Annotated in this window: 20 protein-coding genes and 1 riboswitch; of the genes, 15 read left to right on the forward strand and 5 right to left on the reverse strand. The window is 74.3% G+C overall.

The window, feature by feature from the left end; all coding sequences use genetic code 11:
* Nucleotides 1-9: 9 nt before the first annotated feature.
* From H9657_RS11780 to H9657_RS11840, 13 genes are all read left to right on the forward strand, one after another.
* A complete protein-coding gene (locus H9657_RS11780) occupies nt 10-1,293 on the forward strand; it encodes an NtaA/DmoA family FMN-dependent monooxygenase (protein WP_225215169.1) in 1,284 nt (427 codons plus the stop codon).
* Between the two features lie 111 nt (nt 1,294-1,404).
* Nucleotides 1,405-2,250, forward strand: a complete 846-nt coding sequence (locus H9657_RS11785) for a GntR family transcriptional regulator (protein WP_191783605.1) — start codon at nt 1,405-1,407, stop codon at nt 2,248-2,250.
* Nucleotides 2,251-2,444: 194 nt separating this feature from the next.
* Complete coding sequence (locus H9657_RS11790) at nt 2,445-3,425, forward strand: ABC transporter ATP-binding protein (protein WP_191783606.1); 981 nt, start codon at nt 2,445-2,447, stop codon at nt 3,423-3,425.
* Entirely contained in the window at nt 3,422-4,231 is an 810-nt protein-coding gene (locus H9657_RS11795) for an ABC transporter ATP-binding protein (RefSeq protein WP_191783607.1), read from the forward strand. The genes H9657_RS11790 and H9657_RS11795 overlap by 4 nt, the downstream gene beginning before the upstream one ends.
* A complete protein-coding gene (locus H9657_RS11800; RefSeq protein ID WP_318241457.1) occupies nt 4,228-5,271 on the forward strand; it encodes an ABC transporter permease in 1,044 nt (347 codons plus the stop codon). The genes H9657_RS11795 and H9657_RS11800 overlap by 4 nt, the downstream gene beginning before the upstream one ends.
* Nucleotides 5,268-6,131, forward strand: coding sequence for an ABC transporter permease (locus tag H9657_RS11805; protein ID WP_191783608.1), 864 nt, complete (start codon nt 5,268-5,270; stop codon nt 6,129-6,131). Before H9657_RS11800 ends, H9657_RS11805 begins: the two co-directional genes overlap by 4 nt.
* Before the next feature lie 91 nt (nt 6,132-6,222).
* Nucleotides 6,223-7,914, forward strand: a complete 1,692-nt coding sequence (locus H9657_RS11810) for an ABC transporter substrate-binding protein (protein ID WP_191783609.1) — start codon at nt 6,223-6,225, stop codon at nt 7,912-7,914.
* A 130-nt stretch (nt 7,915-8,044) separates the two neighbouring features.
* Entirely contained in the window at nt 8,045-8,605 is a 561-nt protein-coding gene (locus H9657_RS11815; RefSeq protein WP_191783610.1) for a UTRA domain-containing protein, read from the forward strand.
* A gap of 103 nt (nt 8,606-8,708) precedes the next feature.
* A complete protein-coding gene (locus H9657_RS11820) occupies nt 8,709-9,218 on the forward strand; it encodes an NADPH-dependent FMN reductase (RefSeq protein ID WP_191783611.1) in 510 nt (169 codons plus the stop codon).
* Entirely contained in the window at nt 9,215-9,757 is a 543-nt protein-coding gene (locus tag H9657_RS11825) for a flavin reductase family protein (RefSeq protein WP_191783612.1), read from the forward strand. Before H9657_RS11820 ends, H9657_RS11825 begins: the two co-directional genes overlap by 4 nt.
* The gene (locus H9657_RS11830; RefSeq protein ID WP_191783613.1) at nt 9,754-10,209 is read left to right on the forward strand and encodes a riboflavin kinase; all 456 of its coding nucleotides are present in this window, start codon (nt 9,754-9,756) and stop codon (nt 10,207-10,209) included. The genes H9657_RS11825 and H9657_RS11830 overlap by 4 nt, the downstream gene beginning before the upstream one ends.
* 127 nt (nt 10,210-10,336) lie before the next feature.
* Entirely contained in the window at nt 10,337-10,519 is a 183-nt protein-coding gene (locus H9657_RS19165) for a hypothetical protein (RefSeq protein ID WP_225215171.1), read from the forward strand.
* Nucleotides 10,520-10,810: 291 nt separating this feature from the next.
* Nucleotides 10,811-11,341, forward strand: a complete 531-nt coding sequence (locus H9657_RS11840; protein ID WP_191783615.1) for a hypothetical protein — start codon at nt 10,811-10,813, stop codon at nt 11,339-11,341.
* On the opposite strand, the gene H9657_RS11845 is transcribed toward H9657_RS11840, so the two are convergent.
* The 3 genes from H9657_RS11845 to H9657_RS11855 all read right to left on the reverse strand — a co-directional run bounded on the left by H9657_RS11845 (nt 11,311) and on the right by H9657_RS11855 (nt 17,173).
* Entirely contained in the window at nt 11,311-12,402 is a 1,092-nt protein-coding gene (locus H9657_RS11845; RefSeq protein ID WP_318241458.1) for an EamA family transporter, read from the reverse strand. The genes H9657_RS11840 and H9657_RS11845 overlap by 31 nt on opposite strands.
* A 141-nt stretch (nt 12,403-12,543) precedes the next feature.
* Nucleotides 12,544-12,631: riboswitch (glycine riboswitch) on the reverse strand.
* Nucleotides 12,632-12,640: 9 nt separating this feature from the next.
* On the reverse strand, nt 12,641-13,909 hold the full coding sequence (locus H9657_RS11850) for a YibE/F family protein (RefSeq protein ID WP_318241459.1): 1,269 nt from the start codon (nt 13,907-13,909) through the stop codon (nt 12,641-12,643).
* Nucleotides 13,910-14,986: 1,077 nt separating this feature from the next.
* Nucleotides 14,987-17,173 (reverse strand): fibronectin type III domain-containing protein, encoded by a 2,187-nt coding sequence (locus H9657_RS11855; RefSeq protein ID WP_191783616.1) that lies wholly within the window; start codon nt 17,171-17,173, stop codon nt 14,987-14,989.
* Between the two features lie 263 nt (nt 17,174-17,436).
* Between H9657_RS11855 and H9657_RS11860 the strand changes: the two genes are divergently transcribed.
* Together H9657_RS11860 and H9657_RS11865 are read left to right on the forward strand one after the other, a co-directional pair.
* Nucleotides 17,437-20,013 carry a circularly permuted type 2 ATP-grasp protein gene (locus tag H9657_RS11860; RefSeq protein ID WP_191783617.1) on the forward strand — a complete coding sequence of 859 codons (2,577 nt, stop codon included), beginning with the start codon at nt 17,437-17,439 and terminating at the stop codon, nt 20,011-20,013.
* On the forward strand, nt 20,010-20,936 hold the full coding sequence (locus H9657_RS11865) for a transglutaminase family protein (RefSeq protein ID WP_191783618.1): 927 nt from the start codon (nt 20,010-20,012) through the stop codon (nt 20,934-20,936). The genes H9657_RS11860 and H9657_RS11865 overlap by 4 nt, the downstream gene beginning before the upstream one ends.
* A 16-nt stretch (nt 20,937-20,952) precedes the next feature.
* Here H9657_RS11865 and H9657_RS11870 read toward each other — a convergent pair whose 3' ends face one another.
* Nucleotides 20,953-21,861: a hypothetical protein gene (locus H9657_RS11870; protein ID WP_191783619.1), complete on the reverse strand. Its 909-nt coding sequence runs from the start codon at nt 21,859-21,861 to the stop codon at nt 20,953-20,955.
* A gap of 130 nt (nt 21,862-21,991) precedes the next feature.
* Nucleotides 21,992-22,555, reverse strand: coding sequence for a DinB family protein (locus tag H9657_RS11875; RefSeq protein ID WP_191783620.1), 564 nt, complete (start codon nt 22,553-22,555; stop codon nt 21,992-21,994).
* Nucleotides 22,556-22,712: the final 157 nt, after the last annotated feature.

Raw genomic sequence — 22,712 nt, forward strand, 5'->3', positions numbered from 1 at the left:
ATGTTCCACATGGGTTGGTTTCTCACCACCGGTTTCGGCGTGTACGGCTGGAACCAGCCGTGGTCGGGCAACGTCCGGTCGGACGTCGGTCGACCCGACCTGTTCGTCGACACCGCGACCTCGCTCGAGCGGGCCGGATTCGACTACCTGATGTTCGAGGACTCCTCGGTGCTGCCCGACGTCTTCCGGGGCTCGTTCGAGAGCTCGGTGCGGGGCGGGCAGGCCGTGCGGTTCGACCCCATGCCGCTGATGCCCCTGGTCGCGCAGGCCACGTCACGTATCGGCATCGTCGCCACGGCCGCGACCACCTTCTACCCGCCGTTCCTCGCGGCGCGGCTCTACCAGACCCTCGACCACCTGACGGACGGGCGCATCGGCATCAACCTGGTCACGGCCAGCCCGCACGCCGCCGCGCAGAACTACGGCCTCGAGAAGCACGTGGAGCACGACCTGCGGTACGAGATGGCCGACGAGTGGATGCAGGCGGTCGACGCGCTGTGGGGCAGCTGGGAGACCGGTGCGCTGCAGATGGACGAGTCGACCGGCGTGTTCGCCGATCACACGAAGATCCACCACGTCGACTTCGAGGGGCGCTTCTACCGGACGCGCGGCCCCCTCAACACTCCGCCCGGCCCCCAGGGGCGTCCCGTGATCTGCCAGGCAGGCGGGTCACCCGCGGGCCGCAACCTCGGGGCCACGCACGCCGACACCATCATCTCGGCCGTGGTCGGGGTGGACGCGATGAAGGCCTACCGGGACGACATCAGCGAGCGCCTGCTGGCCGTGGGTCGCAAGCCGTCGGACGTCAAGGTGCTGTTCCTCGTCGCGCCCATCCTGGCCGACACCGACGCGGAGGCGCAGGAGAAGCGCGACCGGATGCGCGCGGCGCAGGCGGCGAACATCGAGGGCAACCTTGCCGCGATGTCGTACTTCACCAGCATGGACTTCTCGAAGTTCGACCTTGACGCACCCCTGCCGGACCTGAGCGAGAACAACGGCCACCAGTCCACGATGGCGGACTTCGCGAGGTCCGGGAAGACACTGCGGGAGATCGCGGCCAACCACCGGACCATCGAGTCGATCGAGCTGTGCGGCACCACTGAGACGGTGGCCGGCCAGATGGCCGAGGCGATGGAGCACGCCGGTGGTGACGGCTTCCTCATCGCGTCCCCCGTCACCAGGAAGAACGTGGCCGAGATCGCGGACGGCCTCGCGCCGGTCCTGCGGCGCAAGGGCCTGATCCGCTCGGGGTACGACTACGCGCACTTCCGGGACAACCTCCTGGCCTTCTGAGGCCGGGTGTGCGGGAGCGGGTGGGACCCGCTCCGGGACCGTCGCGTCGATGGGGATGCACCTCGCTCGGGGACCGGGCGAACCTGCACCGACGCATCCTGGGAGGTCGCCGTGCCACCACGCAGCTTCGAAGAGCTCGAGCGCGAACGTCTCGTCCACAGCCGCGCACGACGACGGACGGTCGCCGACCGGCACACGTCGCCGCGCCGCGCCTACGAGCAGCTCCGGTCCGCCATCAGGTCGGGGCGGCTGATCGACGGGCGGGCGTTCGACGAGCAGCGGCTGGTGGACGAGCTGGGCGCGAGCCGCAACTCGGTCCGCTCGGCGCTGCAGCACCTGACCCGTGAGGGTCTGCTGGAGCGGCGCACCAAGACGGGGACGCAGGTCCGCCACCCGTTCATGCGGATCCCGATCGGTGAGCTGCTGCCGAGCGACGTCACCGTGCCGGGCCGTTACCCGCAGGTCGTGGTGCACGACCTCGGCAGCCGCGTCTCCACCCCGGACCCCGAGGTGGAGACCGAGCTGGAGACGGGGCGCGACGTCCTCGTCATGGAGCACGTCGGGCTGTTCGGGGGCACGCCCGCGTACCACCGCATCGCCTACCTGCCGCTGCACGACCCGCCCGAGGTGGTGCTCGCGCGCGTGGCCGCGCTGCACGAGCAGCTGTTGTGCTTCGCCGCGTCGTTCCGGAGCATCTTCGGCTGCCCCGCGGGGGAGTGGAAGGCGTCGGTCGAGGCTGTCGCGGCCGACGCCGTCCTGGCGGCGCACCTCACGGTGCCGGAGCGCTCACCGGTGCTGCTCCGGGAGCTGGTGCTGCACGACTCCGCGGGACGGGTGCGCGACCTGAGCTTCACCCACTTCCGGGGCGACATGGTCGCGATCGGCTCGACCTCGCACGCCCGCCCGGTGGCCCGTCGGCGCAATCTGGACGTCACAAGCAGAGCCACCGGTTCGTAACACGGTTCGCGCAGTGTTGCGCCACGACAGGACGAAGCCCCGCACCCCTGGTGCAGGCCCTGATCAGCACGAGGATCGCCGGCCGACACCGGGATCGCCTCCACCGTCACGACGCCGTGGGCTCCGCTCCGGAGTCGCGCGCGCCGCCCCCGTTCCAGACCCGATCTCGTCCGCGACATCCATGAGGTGGTGCCATGTTCAGCACGACGCTTCGCGATCGAAGCCCGGCCGGCTCCCCGGCGCAACGACCCCGGCTGCGTGCGGAGGAGCCCGCACCGGGCGCGGACCTCCTGCGGGTGCAGGACCTGACCGTGCGGTACGGCGGACCCAGCGGTGCGACCGCGGTGCGCGACGTCTCCTTCGACATCGGGCGGGGCGAGCGCATCGCCCTGGTCGGCGAGTCCGGGTCCGGCAAGACGACCCTGGCGATGGCCGTCGCCGGCTTCCTGCCCCCCGAGGCGCACGTCACCACGACCGCCATGGAGTTCGCCGGCCGCTCCATCTCCGACCGTCGACCGGGCCGCCTCCCGCGGCGCACGCCCGGCATGGCGATGGTCTTCCAGGACGCGATGACGTCGCTCGACCCGGTGTGGTCGGTGGGCAGCCAGCTGCTCGCCGTCCTGCGGGCGGACGGGCGGACGTCCCGCTCGGACGACGACGCGCGCGCTCGTGGCTGGCTGCGACGTGTGGGTCTGACGGACACGGATCGCGTGATGCGGGCCCGGCCGTACGAGCTGTCCGGGGGCATGCGCCAGCGCGTCATGATGGCGCTCGCGCTGTGCGGGCAGCCCCGGCTGCTGATCGCCGACGAGCCGACGAGCGCGCTGGACGCGTCGTTGGCGCGCGCCACCATGGACCTGCTGCTGGAGCTCACCAGCACCACCCAGACGTCGCTGCTCATCGTCAGCCACGACATCCACCTCTGCCTGGACTACTCCGACCGGACCTTCGTCATGTACCAGGGAGACCTGGTGGAGCAGGCGGCGTCGGCGGACCTCGCATCACGGGCACGCCACCCCTACACGCGGGGCCTGCTGCGGTGCATCCCGACGCTCGCCGACGTGGGACGCGACTACCTCCCGACCCTGGACGCGGTGATGGCCGAGAGCCGGCTCGCCGTGGCCGCGGGGGGCGAGCTCGACGACGGCGCGGAGCTCGCTCGGGGTGCGGCATGAGAGCGTCCGTGACCCTGACGGCCGACAAGGTCACCAAGTTCTTCGGCTCCCGCGCCCACCGGCACGCGGCCGTCAGCGAGGTCGACCTGACCGTGACCGACGTCAGCCGGATCGGTCTGGTCGGTGAGTCCGGGTCCGGCAAGTCCACGCTGGGCAGGATGCTCGTCGGGCTGGAAGTGCCGAGCGAGGGGGCGGTGTACCTCGACGGTCAGCGCCTCGACGTCCTCCTGCGGTTCCGCGGGCAGCGCGCCGAGGTCCGCCGAACCGTCCAGTACATCGCGCAGGACACCACGTCGTCCTTCGACCCGCGGCGCACCCTGCTGGACTCGGTGATGCAGCCCTTGCTGCACCTGTTCGGACTGCCGCGGACCACCGCGCGCGCACGGGCCCTCGAGACGATCGAGTCGCTCGGCCTGCCGCCGGCGATGGCCGAGCGCTACCCCCGGTACGTCTCCGGAGGTCAGCGCCAGCGGTTCGCGATCGCCCGTGCCCTGGTCGTCGAGCCGAAGATCCTCGTCTGCGACGAGGTCGTCTCCGCGCTCGACGTCTCCGTCCAGGGCGCGATCCTCAACCTGCTCAAGCGGGCGTGCCTCGAGCGCGGGGCAGGGCTCGTGTTCGTGTCGCACGGCCTGCCGGCGACGGGGTTCGTCTGCGACGAGCTCGCGGTGATGCACCGCGGGCAGATCGTCGAGCGGGGCGGCTCCGCGGACGTGCTGACGGACCCCCGGCACGAGTACACGCGGGGCCTGGTCCGGGCCCACGAGACCCGCCGCCCCGTCGGGGCCGGCACCGCGGTGCTGCCGTGAGGGCCTGGGTGGTCCGTCAGCGCTGGTGGGCCACGCGCGTGGCGATGCTGCCCGCGCACCTGCTGGTCTTCGTGGTCCTCACGTTCATCCTGGTGCGTGCCATGCCGGGGGACCCGGTGCTGGTGCTGCTGGGTCAGAACTACACGCCCCAGGCGTACGCGGCCCTGCAGGCGGACCTCGGTCTGGCCGGGAGCCTGCCGGAGCAGCTGGTGGGCTACGTGGTGAACCTCGTGCAGCTGGACCTGGGGCAGTCGCTCATGACGGGACGTGAGGTGGTCGCGGAGTTCGCGCAGCGCCTGCCCGGCACCCTCGAGCTGGCGATGTGCGCCCTGGCGATCTCGGCGCTCGTCAGCTGCCTCGTCGCCTACGTCGTGGTGCTCCACCCGCGCAACCCGGTGTCCGCGACGGTCCGTGCCTACGCCCGGGCCGCCGGGGCGATCCCGGAGTACGTCCTGGCGGTCGCCGGGCTGATCGTCTTCTACGCGGCCCTCGGGTGGGCTCCGGCGCCCGTCGGACGCCTCGACATCCAGATCCTGCCGCCGCCGCGCGTGACCGGGTTCCCGCTGCTGGACGCCGTGCTGGCCGGCAACGTCGAGGCGGCAGGGTCGATCGTGTCCCACCTCGTGCTCCCCGTCGGCGTGATGGTCCTCGCGCAGTCAGCGCTGCTCATCAAGCTGTGGGTGGCCGGGCTCGAGGACGCGATCGACGACCCCGTGACCCGGTTCCGAGTCGCCTCCGGGGCGTCCCGCGCCGCGGTGGTGCTCAGCGTGTACCGCCGTGCGGCACCGCCGGTGATCACGATGACCGGCACGCTGTTCGGCTACCTGGTTGGCGGCGCCGTGGTGATGGAGGGCCTCTTCGGGTTCAACGGCATGGGCCAGTACGCGGTGGACGCCGTGAACTCGGGCGACTTCATCGCCTTGCAGGGGTTCCTGCTGGTCGTCGCCGCGATGTCCCTGGTCGTCTTCCTCGTCGTCGACATCGTCAACATGCTGGTGGACCCCCGGCGGCGTCCCGGAGTCCGGGTGGAGGAGTCATGAGCGCGTCGACCGTCACCGTTCCCGCCGTCGGGGCCCCCGCGCGCGACCGCACCGACCGGACGGGCTGGTGGAAGGTCGTGCCGTTCGTCGTGATCGCGCTGGTCGCGGTCGTCGGGCCGTTCCTGCTGCCCTACGACCCGACGCGTGTGGTCGCGTCGGCATCGGTCCCCCCGGGTGGCGACCACTGGTTCGGCACGGACTCCGCCGGCCTGGACGTGTTCTCCCGCGTCGTGGCCGCCACGCGCCTGAACCTCCTGATCGCGGGACTCGTCACCGTGCTCGCCACGTTGATCGGGGCGCTGGTCGGCATCCTGATCGGCATGAACGAGTCCCGTCGGGGGCCACTCGGGCTGGCGGCGCGTGGTCTGAGCCGCCTCGTCGACCTGGCCGACGCCGTCCCGGCCATCGTCCTGGGCCTCGTGGTCATCAGCTTCTTCGGGGCCACCGCACCCACCATCGTGGTCTGCCTGGCGGTGATCCTCTCGCCGATCCAGATTCGCCTGATCCGCACCGAGGTGCTGCGCGTGCGAGCCGAGGCGTACCTCGACGCCGCCCGGATCGCGGGCGTCGGTGAGGCGCGGCTGACGTTCCGGCACGTCATGCCGAACTCGGTGAGCGCCGCGTGGGAGAACACGTCCGTCGTGTTCGCGGTCTCCATCATCGTCACGGCTGCCCTCGGCTTCGTCGGCGTGGGGATGCCGCCACCGACGCCGGAGTGGGGAGCGATGCTGAGCCGCGGCGCGCCCGACGCCGTCGCCGGCCGGTGGTGGTCCGCGACCTTCCCGGCCGCAGCCCTGGCCCTCGCGGTCGGCGCGTTCGCCCTGGCCGCGAGCGAGGTCCTGCGCCGCAGGCGCCGCTGACCCTCCCCCGGCCGACGCCTCGTGCTCGGCCACCCCGACGCCCCCGCCTCCCGCGGTGGCCGATACCCGCTCCGACCCCGAGGAGTCCCCCATGCCCCTGCCCTCCCGACCTGATCGCAGACCACCCTCCGGACCGGCCGCGTACCGCAGCGGGACGGTCGTCCTGCTGGGCGTCCTGCCCCTGCTCCTGGTCGCGTGCGCCGGCTCCGACGGGTCCGGCGGCAGCGCCGGCAGCCCGTCGTCCACCGGGGACGTCCTGGTCGAGGCCGTCGCGGCCGTGCCCGGCGGCCTCGCGTTCGACAGCAAGCCCGGCGGGTACGAGGCGTTCGAGTACACGCTGCTCACGGGGGCGACGCTGATCCGCAACCCCTATGTCCAGGCGGAGGACGACCCGAACGCCCTGACCCAGGACCTGTACGACTTCGAGGGCGTGCTCGCGGAGTCCTACGACGTCAGCGAGGACGGGCTGACCTACACCTTCCACCTGCGGGAGGGTGTCCTGAGCCAGGCCGGCAACCCGTTCGACGCCGACGACGTCCTGTACAGCTATGAGCGCAAGTGGAACTCGACGAGCATCGCGCCGGCGATCTCGCTGCCGGCGATCACCGACCCGGCGACCCAGCTGCGCAAGATCGACGACCACACGGTGTCGTGGACGGTGGCGGAGGCCGGTCACGGCTTCCCCCTGCTGGCGGTCATCTCGAAGATCTCCGGTGAGATATACGACAAGGAGCTGCTCGAGGAGCACGCCACGGCGGCGGACCCGTACGCGGTCGAGTGGTCGAACACGAACGGCAACTTCGGCTTCGGGCCCTACGTCATGACCGACTACCAGGACGGTCAGCAGATCTCGTTCGAGGCGAACCCGGAGTACCCGCTGGGGGAGCCGGCCATCAAGCGCATCATCCAGCGTGTGGTGCCCGACGCGGCGAACCGTGCGCAGCTGCTGCGGGCCGGGGACGTCGACGTGGCGGTCCAGCTGCGCGCCGCGGACGTGGCCGCGATGACCGGGACCGAGGGCCTGCAGACGTTCTCGGTCGACACGAACAACTTCGCCTGGGCCTTCATGCAGACCCGGACGCCGCCCTTCGACGACCCGCTGGTGCGCCAGGCCGTCTTCTACGCCATCCCGTACGAGCAGATCATCGAGCAGGTCTACGGGGGCCGGGCGAACCCGGTGGTGGGCCTGCTGAACCCCGAGGCGCCCCACCACGTGGCGGACGGTCTGCTCGAGCAGGAGTACGACCCGCAGCGCTCGCTCGGGTTGCTCGAGCAGGCCGGGGTCCCGACCCCGGTGCCGTACACGATCACCGTCAGCAACGCCGTCCCCGACATGGAGGCCATCGCGGTGCAGATCCAGTCGTTCGCGGGCGACGCGGGGTTCGACGTCGACATCGAGGTGCTGCCGCCGGCCGCGTTCCAGGAGCAGGCCCTCACCAAGACATTCCAGATGCGGCTCTACCGCGACATGTCGGTGTCCTACGAGTCCCCGCCCTACAGCTTGCTGCTCGCCTTCCCCGAGGACAACGAGGAGCGCAACTCCACCAGCTGGGAGGACCCGCGGTTCTACGAGGCCGTCGCGGCCGGTGTCGCCGCCGGGGACGCGCTGTCGCCCGAAGCGGCGGTGCACTGGAACCGGGCGGAGCTGGTGTGGCAGGAGGGTCGCGCGCAGATCCAGATGGCGAAGGTGCAGCCGCTCATGGTCTTCCGTGAGGGACTGAAGGGGTTCGCCCACCGCACCGACAACGTCATCGACTTCAGCATCGTCGAGCCGGGCTCCTGACGTCCTGCGCCCCCACGGCACCCGGCTGCCGCCCCGCTCACGAGCAGGGCGGCAGCCGTGTGCCGGCCACCCGTTCCTACCTCGGAGGACCGATGCGCCCCTTGCCCCGACCCACCACCGGAGCCGACACGTGATCCCCCGCCGGCACGACCACCGCCCCACCGGTGTCGAGCTCATCCAGTGCCTGCCCAGTGAGCTGCGGGGTGCCCCCTCCGGCGCCGTGACGATCCACGAGCTGGAGCACCGGGTGGTCGCGTCCACGGCGTACGTCCGAGAGCGGCTGCGACGCGACGACGAGACCGTGATCCTCATCGAGCAGGAGGTGCGAGCCGCCGGGAGGCCGCTGTACGTGCGCGTCGGCTACCACCCGGTGGAGCTCGGGCTGGAGCGCCTGAGCGCGGCGGTCCGGGACGTCGACACCCGTGCCTCGATCCCCGACGCCCGGGCCGCGTTCCGCCTCCTGTTCGGGCGTGAGCTCGGCTCCAGCGACACCGTGCTCGAGGCCGCCGCGGCGGACGTCGCGACGGCGCGTGTGCTGGGACTGGAGCCAGGGGACCCGGTGCTGCTCCGCGAGCAGCTGCTGTGCGACGTCGACGGGGTGCCGTGGTCGCTGAGCTGGGTGCACTACCGGTCCGACGTGGTCATGGCGACCACCGCACGCGGGAGCCTCACGGCGCTGTCGTCGTCCTGACGCATCGGCGCAATGGTCGGGTAACAGCGGCAGGCCGCGGCGGAAACAGGCTGCGCCCACGATGGACGACGTCAGCCCGTCCGACGCCCGCTCAGGAGGACCCGTGACCGTCGCGATCGTCGTCGGCAACCCGAAGCCGGCCTCCCGGACCGCCGGCGCCGCCCACGCCCTCGTGCGGCGGCTGACCGGCTCCCCGTCGGACGTCGTCGTCGACGTCGTCGACCTGGGGCCGGGGGTCCTCGGCTGGGGCGACGCGGGCGTCGAGGCCGCCGTCAAGGCGGTCGCCGGTGCCGACCTCGTGGTGGTCGCCAGCCCCACGTACAAGGCCAGCTACACCGGTCTGCTCAAGTGCTTCCTCGACCAGTTCGCCACAGGGGACGGCCTGCGCGGCGTCACCGCCGTGCCGCTCATGCTGGGCGCCGGACCGGCCCACGCGATGGCCCCCGACCTGCTGCTCAAGCCGGTTCTCGTCGAACTCGGTGCCACCTGCCCGGCGCCCGGTCTGTACGCCCGCGACGCGACCGCCGCCGAGCTGCCCGAGGCTGAGGCCTGGGTGCAGGTCTGGGGTCACGTCCTGCTCACCACCGCACACCTTCGCAAGGAGCCGTCATGACCGTGCCCACGACCACAGCCGACGTCTCGGTGCCGCCGCCGGCGCAGCCCGGCGAACCCGTCGATCCGGCGGTGCTGCGCAGGACGTTCGGCAGCTTCCCCAGCGGCGTCGTGGCGGTGTGCGCCACGATCGACGGTGCGCCCGTCGGGATGGCCGCGAGCAGCTTCGTCACCGTCTCGCTCGACCCGCCCCTCGTCGCGTTCTGCGTGCAGTGGACGTCGACCACGTGGCCCCGCCTCCAGGGGGCGGCGCGGCTGGGCATCTCCGTGCTGGGCGCCGGGCACAACGGTGCGGCCCGCCAGCTCGCGTCGAGGTCCCGCGACCGCTTCGCGGGGCTGGAGACGACCACGACGCCGGACGGCGCCCTGTTCGTCCACGAGGCCTCGGCCTGGTTCGACTGCTCGCTGCGCGAGGTGGTGCCGGCAGGTGACCACGGCATCGTCCTGCTCGACGTGCGGCACAGCACCGTCTCGCCCGACGTCGAGCCGCTGGTCTACCACGCGAGCACCTTCCGCGCGCTGCAGCGGCACGTCGCATGAGCGCGACGACCGTGCGCGTGCCGCGCGGTGTCGCCCCGGCGGCGTGGCCGTCCCCGCCGGTGGTGCGAGGCGTCGTCGCGCGGGGGGACCAGCGCGGCCGTCTGCTGGGTTTCCCCACGGCGAACCTTGCCGTCCCCGGCCTGGACGTCCCCGACAGCGTGTGGTCGGGGACGGTGCGGGTCGTCCGCGAGGGGGTGAGCGGCCGGTATGTGGCCGCCGTCTCGATCGGGCGCCGCCCGACGTACTACGGCCGGCACGGCGTGCGCCTCCTGGAGGCGCACCTGCTCGACTTCTCCGGGGACCTGTACGGAGAGGTGATCGAGGTACGCCTCCTGCACCTCCTGCGCCTGCAGCGGCGGTTCCCCACGTCGGAGGCGCTGCAGGAGCAGCTGCACCTCGACGTCCATGGCGTCCGTGAGCACGCCGCGGATCGCGCGCGGCAGGCGGGCTGAGCGACCCGTGCACTGGAGACAGCGGCGCACCGGTGGCAGGCCGGCGACCCGGTCGGCGCAGGAGCGGGTCGAGGAGCGTCGGCGGCGTCGTGCGCTCGCGGTCAGCGCGACGGTCGGGGAGCTGTTGGTGACCGGCGTCCACGTCACCCACGAGCGCGTGTCAGGGCGCACAGGGCTGCCCGTGGGCTACCTGCGCTGGGCGTACCCCATGCGGACGGACCTGCTCGCGGCCGCAGGTGGGGGGCCGCCGCCCTGGACGGGGGCCGGCCAGTCGTCCCACCATGCGGAAGATCGCGAGAACATCCTGTGACGACGACCACACCGGCCGTCACCCGCGCGGCCCACCGACGAGGGTTCCTGGGGGTGGTGCATACGTGTCGACGCAGGTCAGGGGCGTGCTGGCGGTGAGCCGAAGGGCCCACGGCGCACGCGGCGCCGATGCTACGTTGGCCGCGGCCCAGGGGGAGAACGACGTGAGTTCGTGTCGTGCCCCCCGCACCGCCGCGCCGGGTCGTGGTCGCGTCACGCATCGCGTGGCGTCCGTGCGCGGGTTCGCGTGTCGGTGCCGGCTGCGTCCGGTGCGCCGACCCGAGGAGCACCCGTGACCCGCTCGACCGCCACCCGCCGCCGCACGATCGTCGTGTCCGCGGCCGCCGCCGCCCTGCTCGTCGCCGCGGGCTGCACGTCCACCGCCAGCGCGGGAGGCTCCGCGACGCCCGCCGAGATCGCGACCTACGCGGGCACGCAGACCGCGTTCGGCCAGTCCTTCACGTACGCCAACGGCCTGGTCGTCGAGGTCAAGAAGCCGGCGGTGTTCGCACCGTCGGCGTACGCCGATGGCGTCGAGGGCGAGGGCGAGCCCGTGCGGGTGCGCGTCAACATCATCAACGGGACGAGCGGCGAGTTCGTCCCCGACACCGTCGGCGTGAGCGTCGTGTCCGGCGGTGAGGAGGCCATGCAGATCCTCGACCCCGGGACGGGCGTCGACCTCACCGGTCCCGCTCAGCCGCTGGACCGCTCGGGCGTCGTGGCCTTCGACCTCGCGTTCGTCGTGCTGGACCCGCAGGACGTCACGCTGACGCTCACGCCGTCGCTGGTCGGCTACGACCCGCTGGTGTTCACGACCGCCTGAGGCACCGCGACGCGCGTGGCCCCGCCGGCCGCGACGGCCGCCCGCGCCCGCTGCGCCCGCCGTTCCCGCCCGACTCTCGGGCGGGGCAGCGGGCGCGGCAGCAGGGGGAGGACCGCGGCCGCGACGACGAGCAGGACGCCGGCCGCGGCGGGTGCCGAGACCGTCTCGCCGAAGACGGCGGCGCCCACGAGGACCGCGACGACGACCTCGAGGTACGACAGCGACGAGAGCTCGACGGCGCGCAGGTGCTTGCCCGCGACCACCAGCAGACTGAGCGCGAGCACGCCGCACACGACGAAGAACGCCGCGGCCCACGCCCAGTGCGTCGCGGTCATGCCGGACACGTCGGGGCGGGTGACGGCGACCATGGCGCCCGTGCCGACGGCCCCGAACACGAAGTTCCAGAAGCTGCGCACGTCCGACGGCATGTCCGTGCGGTAGCGGTAGCACAGCAGCGCGCCGCCGTAGAGGACGCCCGACGCGATGCCCAGCCCGACGCCCAGCGCGTGCCCGTCGGACACCGGCCGCGACGGACCGCCGACCAGGCCCGCGGCGAGCAGCATGCCGGCGAACGCCGCGACGAGCGACACGACGTCGGTGGCACCGACCCGCTCCTTGAGCACGGCCGCCGCGAGGACCGTCGCGACCACGGGCCCGAGGTAGTGCAGCACGACGGCGAGCGTGAGGTCGATGAGCACGGTCGACGACAGGTAGGTCGCCAGGGACAGGCCCAGCAGGACGCCGCCGAGCACGACCGACGGCGTGATGCGCGTGCGGCGCAGCCGCCCCAGGTGCCGGGTGGCGGCCAGCACGACGAGCATCCCGAGCGCGCCGACGAGCATGCGGCCCAGCGTCAGCGCCTCACCGACGACCGCGCCGGCGGGTGCCGCCATGCGGCCGAAGAGGCCGGCGGTGCCCATCGCGGCCGCGGACACGACGATCGCGACCAGGCCGAGGCGGCGGCGCGGCCGGGCCGGCGTGGCGCGCGGCTCCGGGACGGCCGGCAAGGGGACGTCGCGCACGACGGGCGCGGGCGGGCGTGAGGCGGTGACGACGGCCACGGGCAGGCTCCTGGAGGACAGCGCGAAGGGTCGCGCGAGCGGGCGGTGTTCCCCGCTCTGTCATGGGACCTGAGAGCTTTCGCGGGACGCGCCCGCTTGCACCGTCGGTGGACCCCGTCGGGGGCCGCTTTCCAGAGTTGCCTCGCTGCGGCGGTTCGGATGCCTGAGAGATTCCCGGGGAGGTTGCTCCTTCGGCGCCCGCTCCGGCGGGCTCTCCCGCCGCAGATCGGTGGCGTCTTCAGTTGTCCCGACGACTATAGCCGTCGGCTGCGGGCACCGGTTCCCGGCCGCCGGCCGCCGGGACCACGGCGCTGAGCCGCACGAACGTCGCGGCCAGCGCGGTCGTCACCGGGATCGCGAGCACCAGGCCGATCGACCCGACGAGCGTGCGCGCGACCTCCTCCGCGATCTCGCCGCTGGTCAGCAGGCCCAGCAGGTCCCGGTCGGAGAGGCTCACGAGCAGCACGAGGGGCAGGGCCGCCCCGACGTACGCGAAGACGATCGTGTAGACGGTGGAGGCGATGTGGTCGCGGCCGATCCGCATGCCCTGGGAGTACAGCGAGCGCCAGGACCGGCCCGGGCGGGCGGCGTGCAGCTCCCACACGGCGGACGCCTGCGTGATCGTCACGTCGTTGAGCACGCCGAGGCCGGCCAGCACCATGCCGCACACCAGCACGGACCGCAGCCGCACGTCGGGGGCCACCGACATGAGGTCCAGCGCGTACTCGCCCGACAGGCCCGTCAGGTGCGCGGCGCCGCCCGCCCAGGCGGCGATCCCCGCGGTCGCGACGAGCCCGACGAGCGTGCCGGCGAGCGCCGTCGACGTGCGCACGGACACCCCGTGCGCGAGGTACAGGACGGCGAACATGACGGCCACGGCCGTGACGAGGGCGACCGGCACCGCGGGCCGGCCCTGCAGCAGCGCGGGCAGCGTGAACACCGCGACGACCCCGAGGCCGACGGCCATGCCGACGAGCGCGGCCAGCCCCCGCCACCGTGCGACGAGGACCACGAGCAGGACGAACGACGCCCCGAGCAGCGCGAGCGGCGGTCCGCGGACGAAGTCGACGAAGACGTGCTGGGTCGTCATGAGGTCGGGGTCGGCGGTCGGGTCGAACGCGATCGCGGCGACCTCCATGCGGGCGGCGCGCACGGTGACGCCCGGGGCCAGCTCGGGCACGTACTCACCCGGCACCTGCAGCCCGACCTCCTCGCCGCCCGCCAGCCGGACGGTGGCCTGGTCCGCGTCGGTCGGGCCGGGGTGGACGTCGACGACCTCGGCCCGGACGTAGGACACCCCGGGGCCGTCGGTCGCGAACTGCGGTGGGCGCGCGGCGTCGTCCGGCCACAGCCACCACGCGCCCAGGGCGGTGAGGAGGGCGGTCGGTACGAGCACGGCCGCGAGGAGGGCGCGGGCGCGCCGTGCGGACGACGGCGGGAGGTCGGTGTGCGCGTGGGTGTGCGCGTGCGCAGGTCCCTCGCCGTCGGTCGCAGTCGTGTCCAGCACCGCCCTACCTTGACCGACGGGCCGACGGACCGGGGCCTGCGCCACGCCGCGCAAGCCGTCCTTGCGGCGGTGGCGAACGCTTGTCACGGTCGCGCGTCACACGGTGAGAGCCTGATGTGAATCCGCCCGAACGAACCGTTTAAGCGCAAGGTATCGGACAAAACGGACGCTACTTTCGGTCCGCCGACGACGCACGCGGAAGCGTCCCGGCCCCCTCCGTCCGGTGATCGCGCAGCCATGCCCGCGCCCACCCCGGCAGGGGTCCGTCATGGCGGGCGCCGGGGGACCGGTGCGTGCCGGCCGCCGATCCCAGGGAGACCACGCGTGACCACCGAACGCCCCGATGCCCGACGAGGGACCTCACCCGCCCTGCGCTCCGTGCCCACCCCACGGTCCGGCGTCCCGACGGCCGGCTTCGGCGTCTCGGGGATCTCGTCACGCGAGCTGGTCGACGACACGCCCGTCGTCGAGCCCGAGCGGCGCAGCCGTGCCGTGACGCTCGCCGGCGCGCTGCTCGCCGTCGTCGCCGTCGTCGCGGCGGTCGTCGCCTTCCGCATCATGGTCCCGACCGTCCCCTCCGCCGAGGCCGGTGCGCAGACCTCGACCCGGTCGAGCGAGGGCACCCGCGAGCAGCCGGGCAGCATCGTCGGGTTCGGCAACCCGCACACCTACGGCGACGGGCTCGAGGTCGCCGTGAACCCCCCGCAGCGCTACGAGCCCAGCGCCAACGCGACGGGCGTGGACGAGGGGATCGCCGTCAAGATGCAGGTCGTCGTGACGAACCGCACGGACCAGCCGTTCCGGCCCAACACGCTCCAGATCCGGGCGACCTCGGCCGGCCAGCCGGGCGTGGCCGTGTGGGACCCCGACCAGGGCATCGCGCTGACGGGACCCGACGTCAGCATCCCGTCGGGCTCGACGTTCACGTTCTACCTCGCGTTCGCCGTGGCCGACCCGGGCGACCTGGTGCTCGAGGTCACCCCCGCGCTGTACGGCTACGGCGCCAGGGTGGTGCTGGGCGGACGCGCGCCGGCGGGTGCCGGGCCCCGGGCCCGGCTCCCGCCGTCTCTTCGACGCTCAGGCCGTCGCGCGGCGACGCCACACGACGAGCGCGGCGCCGAGCAGGAGCCACAGCCCGGCCAGGGCACCGACGGCGAGGGGGCCGTCCGCGCCCGTCACGGCGCGCGCCGTGGCCGCGGGCGCGGCGGCCGGTGCGGCAGCCGCGGCGGGCACCCGCGTGAGCACGCTGTCGCCGATCCGCACGAGCACGCCGTCCGCGGCGATCGTGAAGCGGACCTCGGCCGCGACGGCGACGCCGTCGAGACCGACGGCGTCCACCACGAGGCGGTGCTCACCGGCGTCCAGGTCGGCCGGCAGGACGCCGGTGACCAGGGCGGTGCCGTCGGCCCCGACGGCCGTGCGAGCGAGCTCGCGCGGCGTCGAGTGGACCGTCACCACCACGTCGGAGCCGGGCAGCACGCCCGACGCGCGCACCGTGAACGGTGCGCCGGCCGCGAGATCGCCGAGCTCGGCGTCGAGCCGCACGGTGGCGGAGGTGCCGGTGCCCACCACGCGGATCGTGGTGGTGGCGTCGGCGGGCAGGGTGTGCGCGTCACCGGCCTGCGTCGCGGTGATCGTGCAGTCGCCCGACGCGACCGTGCGCAGCTCGTCGCCGACGACGACGCACGCACCCGTGGCCGTGAGCGTCACGGGCAGGCCGAGCGACGACGACGCGACGACCCGCACCGGCTCGACCGCGAAGAGCAGGTCACCGATCGGGTCGATCGTGACGGTCTGCGCGCGGCGCTCGACGTCGACCTCGACGCTCACGGGCGGCGCGGGCTGGACGTCGGCGTTGCCGTCCTGCGTCGCGGTGACGGTGCAGGTGCCGACGTCGGTCGCCGTGACCTGGCCGTCGGTGACGGTGCAGGCGCCCGCGGCCGTGAGGGTCACGGGCAGGCCCGCGGAGGACGACGCGACGACGTCCGCCGTCTGGCCGTGGACCAGGCCGGGGACGGCGAGCGTCAGCGTCTGGCCGAGCTGCCCCACCGTGACGGTGGTCGAGGCCACGGCCGGCAGGTGCTCGGTCGTCCCGGCCTGCGAGGCCGTGACCGCGCAGTCGCCCGCGGCGTCGACCTGCAGCGTCGCGCCCACCACGGTGCACGCACCGGTCGCGTCGAACGTCACCGGGCCGCCGGAGGTGGCCGTCGCGGTGAGCGTGACGGGCGCGTCGCCGTACGTCAGGGGGCCGACGGCGTCGAGCGTGACCGTCTGCGTGGCCCTGCCGACGGCGACCTCCGTCGTGGCCGACCCGCCGGTCTGGTCGGCCGTGGCCGCGTACGTCACCGTGACAGGGACCGTCCCGGCGAGCGAGACGACGTCCGTGAGGGTCGCCTCGCCGTCCACCAGCGCGACCGAGGAGGTGGCGCCGCCGACGTCGAACGTCACGTCGCCCGTCGCGGGCGCGCTGTCGGACCGCTCCACGGACGCCACGACCGCGTACGGCGCCCCGCTGACGACGACCGCGGGGACGATCGTGACCATGACCGTGGTCGTGGCCCGCGGGGTCACGGGCGACGCCTCGACCGGTGCGCTGGTGCCGTTCGAGTTGTGCGCCGTGAGCTCGACCGTGACCGGCTCGCCGTTGACGAGCCCGGTGAGCGTCGCGGAGGTCGCCGACCCCGACGGCGTGCCGCATGTCCAGGTGACGTCGCCGCTCGAGCACGTGAGCGTGTAGGACACGACGACCGAGGCGGGAGCCGACCAGGTCACCGACGCCGACCGGTCACCCGGGGTCACCGTGATGCTGCCCGGGGCCACGGGGAGCGCCGTCGGCCTGATCGTGACGGTCCCGGGACCCGGGCCCGCCCCGGTGTGGAGGCTCGCGTACGCGAAGCGGTACGTCGTGCCCGCCACGACGTTCACGACGACGCGGGCGTTGGGGTAGCCGGCGCCGTCGTCGTCCGCCGCGATCCGGACGCCGGCCGCCGTCCACATCTCGAGCGCGTTGTCGAACGCCGCGTTCAGGGTGATCGAGATCTGCGCGTCCGCCGTCGCGGTGAACTCGTACCAGGTGGCGCGCGCGTAGAGCTGCGCCACCGAGGACGACGCGTACTCGGGCCGGCCGACGTTGGTGGTCGTGAACTGGCCGTCGAGCGACGTCAGGGGAAGCGCGAGAGGGCTGTCGAACGAGCTGCCGTCGCCGTCGGCGGCGGCATGCGCGGGCGTCAGCCCCACGAGCAGCAGGACCGCCGCGAGCAGCACGCCGAGGAGGCGTGGGGCGGGCGAGGCTGCCGGGGCGGACCGGCGGGTGCGATGAGGAGACGGGCGCACGAGGGCTCCAGTGCTGGGGTGCGGTCGACGGACTGCCCCCGGCCCCTACGTCGGTCCCACCGGCAGGGGACTGAAGTCCCTGGCGGTGATGACGTGCGCTGCACACCCGGACGTCCGGGCGCGTCGGGCTCGCCGGGCCCCCGACACCCCGGGCACGTGCGCCGCACCTGCGCGCCGTGCGTCAGACTGCCGGGATGACCGACCTGCTCTCGTCACCGCGCCCGCTGGGCGACGGGACGATCGCGCACCGGCCGGACTGGACCTGGCTGCCGCCGGGCGCCGCCCCCACCGACGCGGACCTGACCCGCGCCGCGCGCCAGGCCGAGCAGCTGCTCGCCGGGCACGGCGTCACGTACGGCGCCGAGGCGGTCGACGGCGACCGGCACTGGCGTCTCGACCCGCTGCCCGTGGTGGTCGACGAGCCCGAGTGGGCGCGGCTCGAGGCCGCGCTCGTGCAGCGCGCCGAGCTGCTCGACGCGGTCCTGCACGACCTGTACGGGCCGCGGCGCCTGCTCGACGACCGCATCCTGCCGCCGTCGACCGTGCTCGCCCACCCCGGGTTCCTGCGGGCCGTCGACGGGCTGCGCCTCCCGGGAGGGCGCGAGCTCGTCCTCACCGCGACGGACCTGGTCCGCGACGCGTCGGGCGGCTGGTGCGTCGTCGCGGACCGTACGCAGGCGCCGTCCGGTGCGGGCTACGCGATGGAGGACCGGCGCGTGACCGCGCAGGTCCTGGCGCCGGTGTACCGCCAGGCGTCCATCGCGCGGCTCGGGCCGTTCTTCCACGCGCTGCGCAAGGCGCTGCGCGAGGTCGCGCCGCCCACCGCGGGCGACGAACCGCGCGCCGTCCTGCTGTCGCCGGGACCGGCGAGCGAGACCGCGTTCGACCAGGCCTACCTCGCGTCGATGCTGGGGCTGCCGCTGGTCGAGGGCAGCGACCTCGTGGTGCGCGCCGGGCGCCTGTACCTGCAGGGCATCGACGGGCTCGAGCCCGTCGACGTCGTCCTGCGGCGCGTCGACGGCGAGTGGTGCGACCCGCTCGACCTGCGCGCCGGCTCGCGGCTCGGGGTTCCCGGGCTCGTGCACGCCGTCCGCCAGGGCACCGTGAGCGTCGTCAACCCCCTGGGGACGTCCGTGCTGGAGAACCCGGCGCTGCTCGGCTACCTGCCGCGCCTGGCGCGGGCGGTCCTCGACCAGGACCTCACCCTCCCGTCGGCGCCCACGTGGTGGTGCGGCGAGGAGCGCGCGCTGCGGCACGTCCTGGCGCGGCTGGACCGGCTCGTGGTCAAGCCGGTCGTGCACGGGCCGAGCACCACCACGGTGCTCGGGTGGCGGCTGACGACGGCCGAGCGCGAGCAGCTCGCGGCGCGGATCACGGCCGAGCCGTGGCGGTGGGTCGGGCAGGAGCTCGTGGGCCCGGACGTCGAGCCCGCGGACGCCGGACCGCGCGCGGCCGTCATGCGCGCGTTCGCGGTCGCGCACGCCGGCTCGTACACGGTGATGTCCGGTGGTCTGGCGCGCGTCGCCGACGACCACGTCGTGTCGTCGTCGGCCGTCGGCGCGCTCGCCAAGGACGTGTGGGTGCTCGCGTCCCAGCCGACCGCGCCCGTGGGTGCGCTGCGCGAGGACGCCGACGCGGGCGTCGGTCGCGCGGGCGCCTACGGCATCTCGCCGCGCGCCGCCGAGAACCTCTACTGGATGGGCCGGTACGCCGAGCGCGCCGAGGACGGGGTCCGGGTGCTGCGGGCCGTCGCCGACCGCTGGGACGACTACCACCGCACGCCGGACAGCGCGGGCGGGCAGGCGCTCGCGGTGCTGCTCGAGGCGCTGACCCCCGCGGCGCTGCCCGACGGCGGTGAGCCCGTCTCGGTCCACCCGGACACCGAGCACATCGGCCCGCGGGTGCCCGCGCTGCGCGACCTGCTGCTCGACCAGCGCACGCCGGGGTCGGTCGCCCGGGCCGTGCGACGGCTCGCCGCGGCGGCCGCGACCGTGCGGGACCAGCTCTCGACCGACACGTTCGGCCCGCTCGCGCGCATCGAGCGGACCCTGCGCGACGAGCGCGCGCGGGTCCGCGTCCGTCAGCAGGCCGGCGACGTGCTCGACGTCGGGCCCGTGCCGCCGGGCTCGGTGACCGCGGGCCTGCGGCCCACGCTGGACCGCGTGCTGGAGAGCCTGCTCGCGATCTCCGGCATCGCGGCCGAGGGCCTCACGCGTGACGTGGGCTGGCACCTGCTCGACGCGGGCCGTCGGCTCGAGCGCGCGCAGCGCCTGGTGGCCGTGCTCCGGGCCGCGCTGGTCGAGCACCGGCCCGCCGACGTCGAGGAGCTGCTGCTGGAGTCCGTCCTGCTGGCCAGCGAGTCGGCGATCACCTACCGCCGTCGCCACCAGTCCCGCACCGACGTCGCACGCGTGCTCGACCTGCTGGTGCACGACCGCACCAACCCGCGCTCGCTCGCGTTCACGCTGGACCGCCTGCACGCGGACCTGGAGTCGGTGCCCGCGCCGCGGTCCGCCGCGCAGCGCGACCACCTGCTGCAGGGCGTCGCCGAGCTCGTCGCCGAGCTCGACACGGTCGTCGTCGGCAACGAGGTGTCCGACGACGGGCGACGCGTGCGGCTCGCCGACGCGCTCGAGTCGATCCTGTGGCGGCTGCGTGAGGCGTCGGACGAGATCGAGCGCGTGCACTTCGTGCGGCCCACGCCGAGCCGGGCCCTGGACGACCTGTGGGGCTCGACCTACGGCGAGCCGAGCGAGGGGGGCGCGCTGTGAGCGGCCGGGCCTACGACCTGGTGCACCGCACCACCTACGAGTACGCGCAGCCGGTCACCGACTCCTACGGCCGCACGACGCTGACCCCGCGGGACCTGCCCGACCAGCGCCTGCTGGCGACGTCCCTGACGATCGACCCGGAGCCCGCCGACACGGGCCGGCACGTCGACTGGTTCGGCAACACGACGACGTACTTCGGTGTCACGCGCCCGCACACGCGGCTCGTCGTGACGGCGCGCTCGACGCTCGAGGTCAGCCGTGCGGCCCCCGCGCGCGCGGACCTGCCGGACACGGGCTGGCGGGCCGTCGCGCGCGGCGTCACGGGGGCGGACCTCGGGGTCCTGCACACCGACGCCGCCGGTGTCGTCGCGCTGCGGGAGGCCGTGCTGCCCTCCGCGCACGTCACGTTCGTCGACGAGGTCCGCGACTGGGCCGCGCCGTCGTTCGCCGACGAGCGCCCGCTCGCCGACGTCGTCACCGACCTGCTGCACCGCATCCGCACCGAGCTGACGTACCGGTCGGGGTCCACCACGGTGTCCACGACGCAGGCGCAGCTGCTCGCGCAGGGCGCGGGCGTCTGCCAGGACTTCGCGCACCTCATGATCGCGGCGCTGCGCGTGCACGGCGTGCCCGCGCGCTACGCGTCGGGGTACATCGAGACCCGGCCGCGCCCCGGTCGCCCCAAGCTGCGCGGCGCCGACGCGTCGCACGCCTGGGTGTCGGTGTGGCTGCCCGGGCACGGGTGGCTCGAGGCGGACCCCACCAACGACCAGCTCGTCGACGACCGGTACGTCGTGCTCGGCTGGGGCCGGGACTACCACGACGTGCCGCCGCTGCGCGGGGTCATCTTCACGGAGGGCGGCGGTGCGACCCCGCGCGTCGAGGTCGACCTGGTGCCGGCGGGGTCCGAGCCGTTCGCCTGACGGGGGCGCAGAGGTCTCAGCGCGCCCGCGCCCGCGCGTCGATCTCCTCGTGCGGCACGACGAACCCGCCGGCGTCGACGACCGTCCCGCCGACCGTCCGCCACAGCGTCGCCACGACGCGCGCGATGCTCGGCGTGACGCGCTGACGTGCGATGACGTGCAGCTGGGAGGGGTGCGGCACGTCGAGCTCGAGCGGGTCCGGCGGGCGCCACGTCACCTGGTAGCCCCAGGGCCCGTGCTCGCGCCAGTCCAGCGTCGAGAGCACGACCGGCACCTCGCGCGAGCGGGAGCAGCGGACCTCGACCTCGCCGTCGTACTCGTACCTGGCGACGAGCGTGAACCCCTCGGGTGCGCCGCCGGCGGGCGACGGGGGTGGCGCGAGCCGGCTGCCGGACAGCGCGGGACGCACGAGCGGGAGGGCGTCGACGGGGCTCAGCGGCACGGCCGACCAGAGCGTGAGGTCGACGGCCGCCGCAGGGTCGGGGACGATCGCGCGGTCCCGTGCGGCGGGCAGGATCCCGCCGCCGGTGCGCCGCGCGACGGCGGTCGCCCACCCGGTGACGAGGTCGGGCGCCAGCGTCGCCCCGGCGACGGGCGCGGCGGGCAGGCCGTAGAGGTCGCTGTCCTGCGGTGGCAGCGCGAGCGAGCGGGCGCCGGCCGCGTCGACGGGGTACGGCCCCGCGACCTCCACGGCCCCGTCGAGGCTGAGCACGCCCGCCGGGTCCGGGGGAGCGACGGCGATGCCGCGGAACCGGGCACCGGTCATGGGCCGCGCGGCCGCCGCCTGCGCAGCCGTCGCCGGCTCGCGCGACCAGTCGGCCGCAGGGAACCAGGCGCGTGCCAGCGGGAGCAGGGGGGTACCGCGCGGAACGGCGAGCACGTGGCTGCCGTCGAGGACGGCGGGGGCCGCCGACGGTCCGGTCATGGCGGGAACGTACACAGTCATTGCTGCGGTTGTGTTTCGCAACCGGACATCGCGGCGGCCCGGCGCGGCGCGTCGCCCCCGGCGCGCCGGGGAGCGTCCGCGGGCTGGACGTGGCGGCGCCGGCGGGAGGTCAGGCGCGCACGTCGTGCAGGTGGTGGACGACGTCGTGCAGGAAGTACTGCCCGAGCGTGCGGACCGTGAACAGCGAGCCGTTGCTGCGCCGTCCCGTGCGCTCCCACGCGTCCGGGGCGACGGCGTCGAAGCGGTCGGCCGTGAGGTCGGCCGCGCGGACGAGCTCGTCGGCGACGACAGCGGGGTCCTGCAGGTCGTACCGCTCCGCGACGGCCGTGGCGTCCTGGTCCCAGTTGGCGAACAGGGGGTCGTCCTGCTCGACCATGAGCCGGACGCGCTCGTCGAACACGCGCATGACGTCGCGCACGTGGGCGCCGTACTCCAGCGGCGACCACACGTGGGGCTCGGGGCGCTCGCGCGCGTCGGCGCGGTGCAGCACCGCGACCCACCGCGGGACGAGGTCGCGCACCGTGCCACCGATGCCGTGGGGGTCGACGTCCGACGCGGCGAAACCGCACTGCGGGCAGCGGGCCTCGACGACCCAGGTCCAGTCCTTGCCGTCCGGCTCGATCACGGGCGGGCGTGCGGCGGCGGTGGGCTCGGGCTGCTCGTCGGTGTCCACGGCGCCACGCTAGCGGCCACGTCCGGGCCCGGGAACCGGGCCGCGTGGGTGCCGTGCACAGGTGATGGCCGGGCGACGCGCCCCCTCCCGCGCGCCGCCCGACCGGGCACCAGGGCGACGGACTCCCACGAGAGGCGTCGCCGTCGATGCCACCGGC

This window comes from Cellulomonas avistercoris, from assembly GCF_014836445.1.
Lineage (GTDB): Bacteria > Actinomycetota > Actinomycetes > Actinomycetales > Cellulomonadaceae > Cellulomonas > Cellulomonas avistercoris.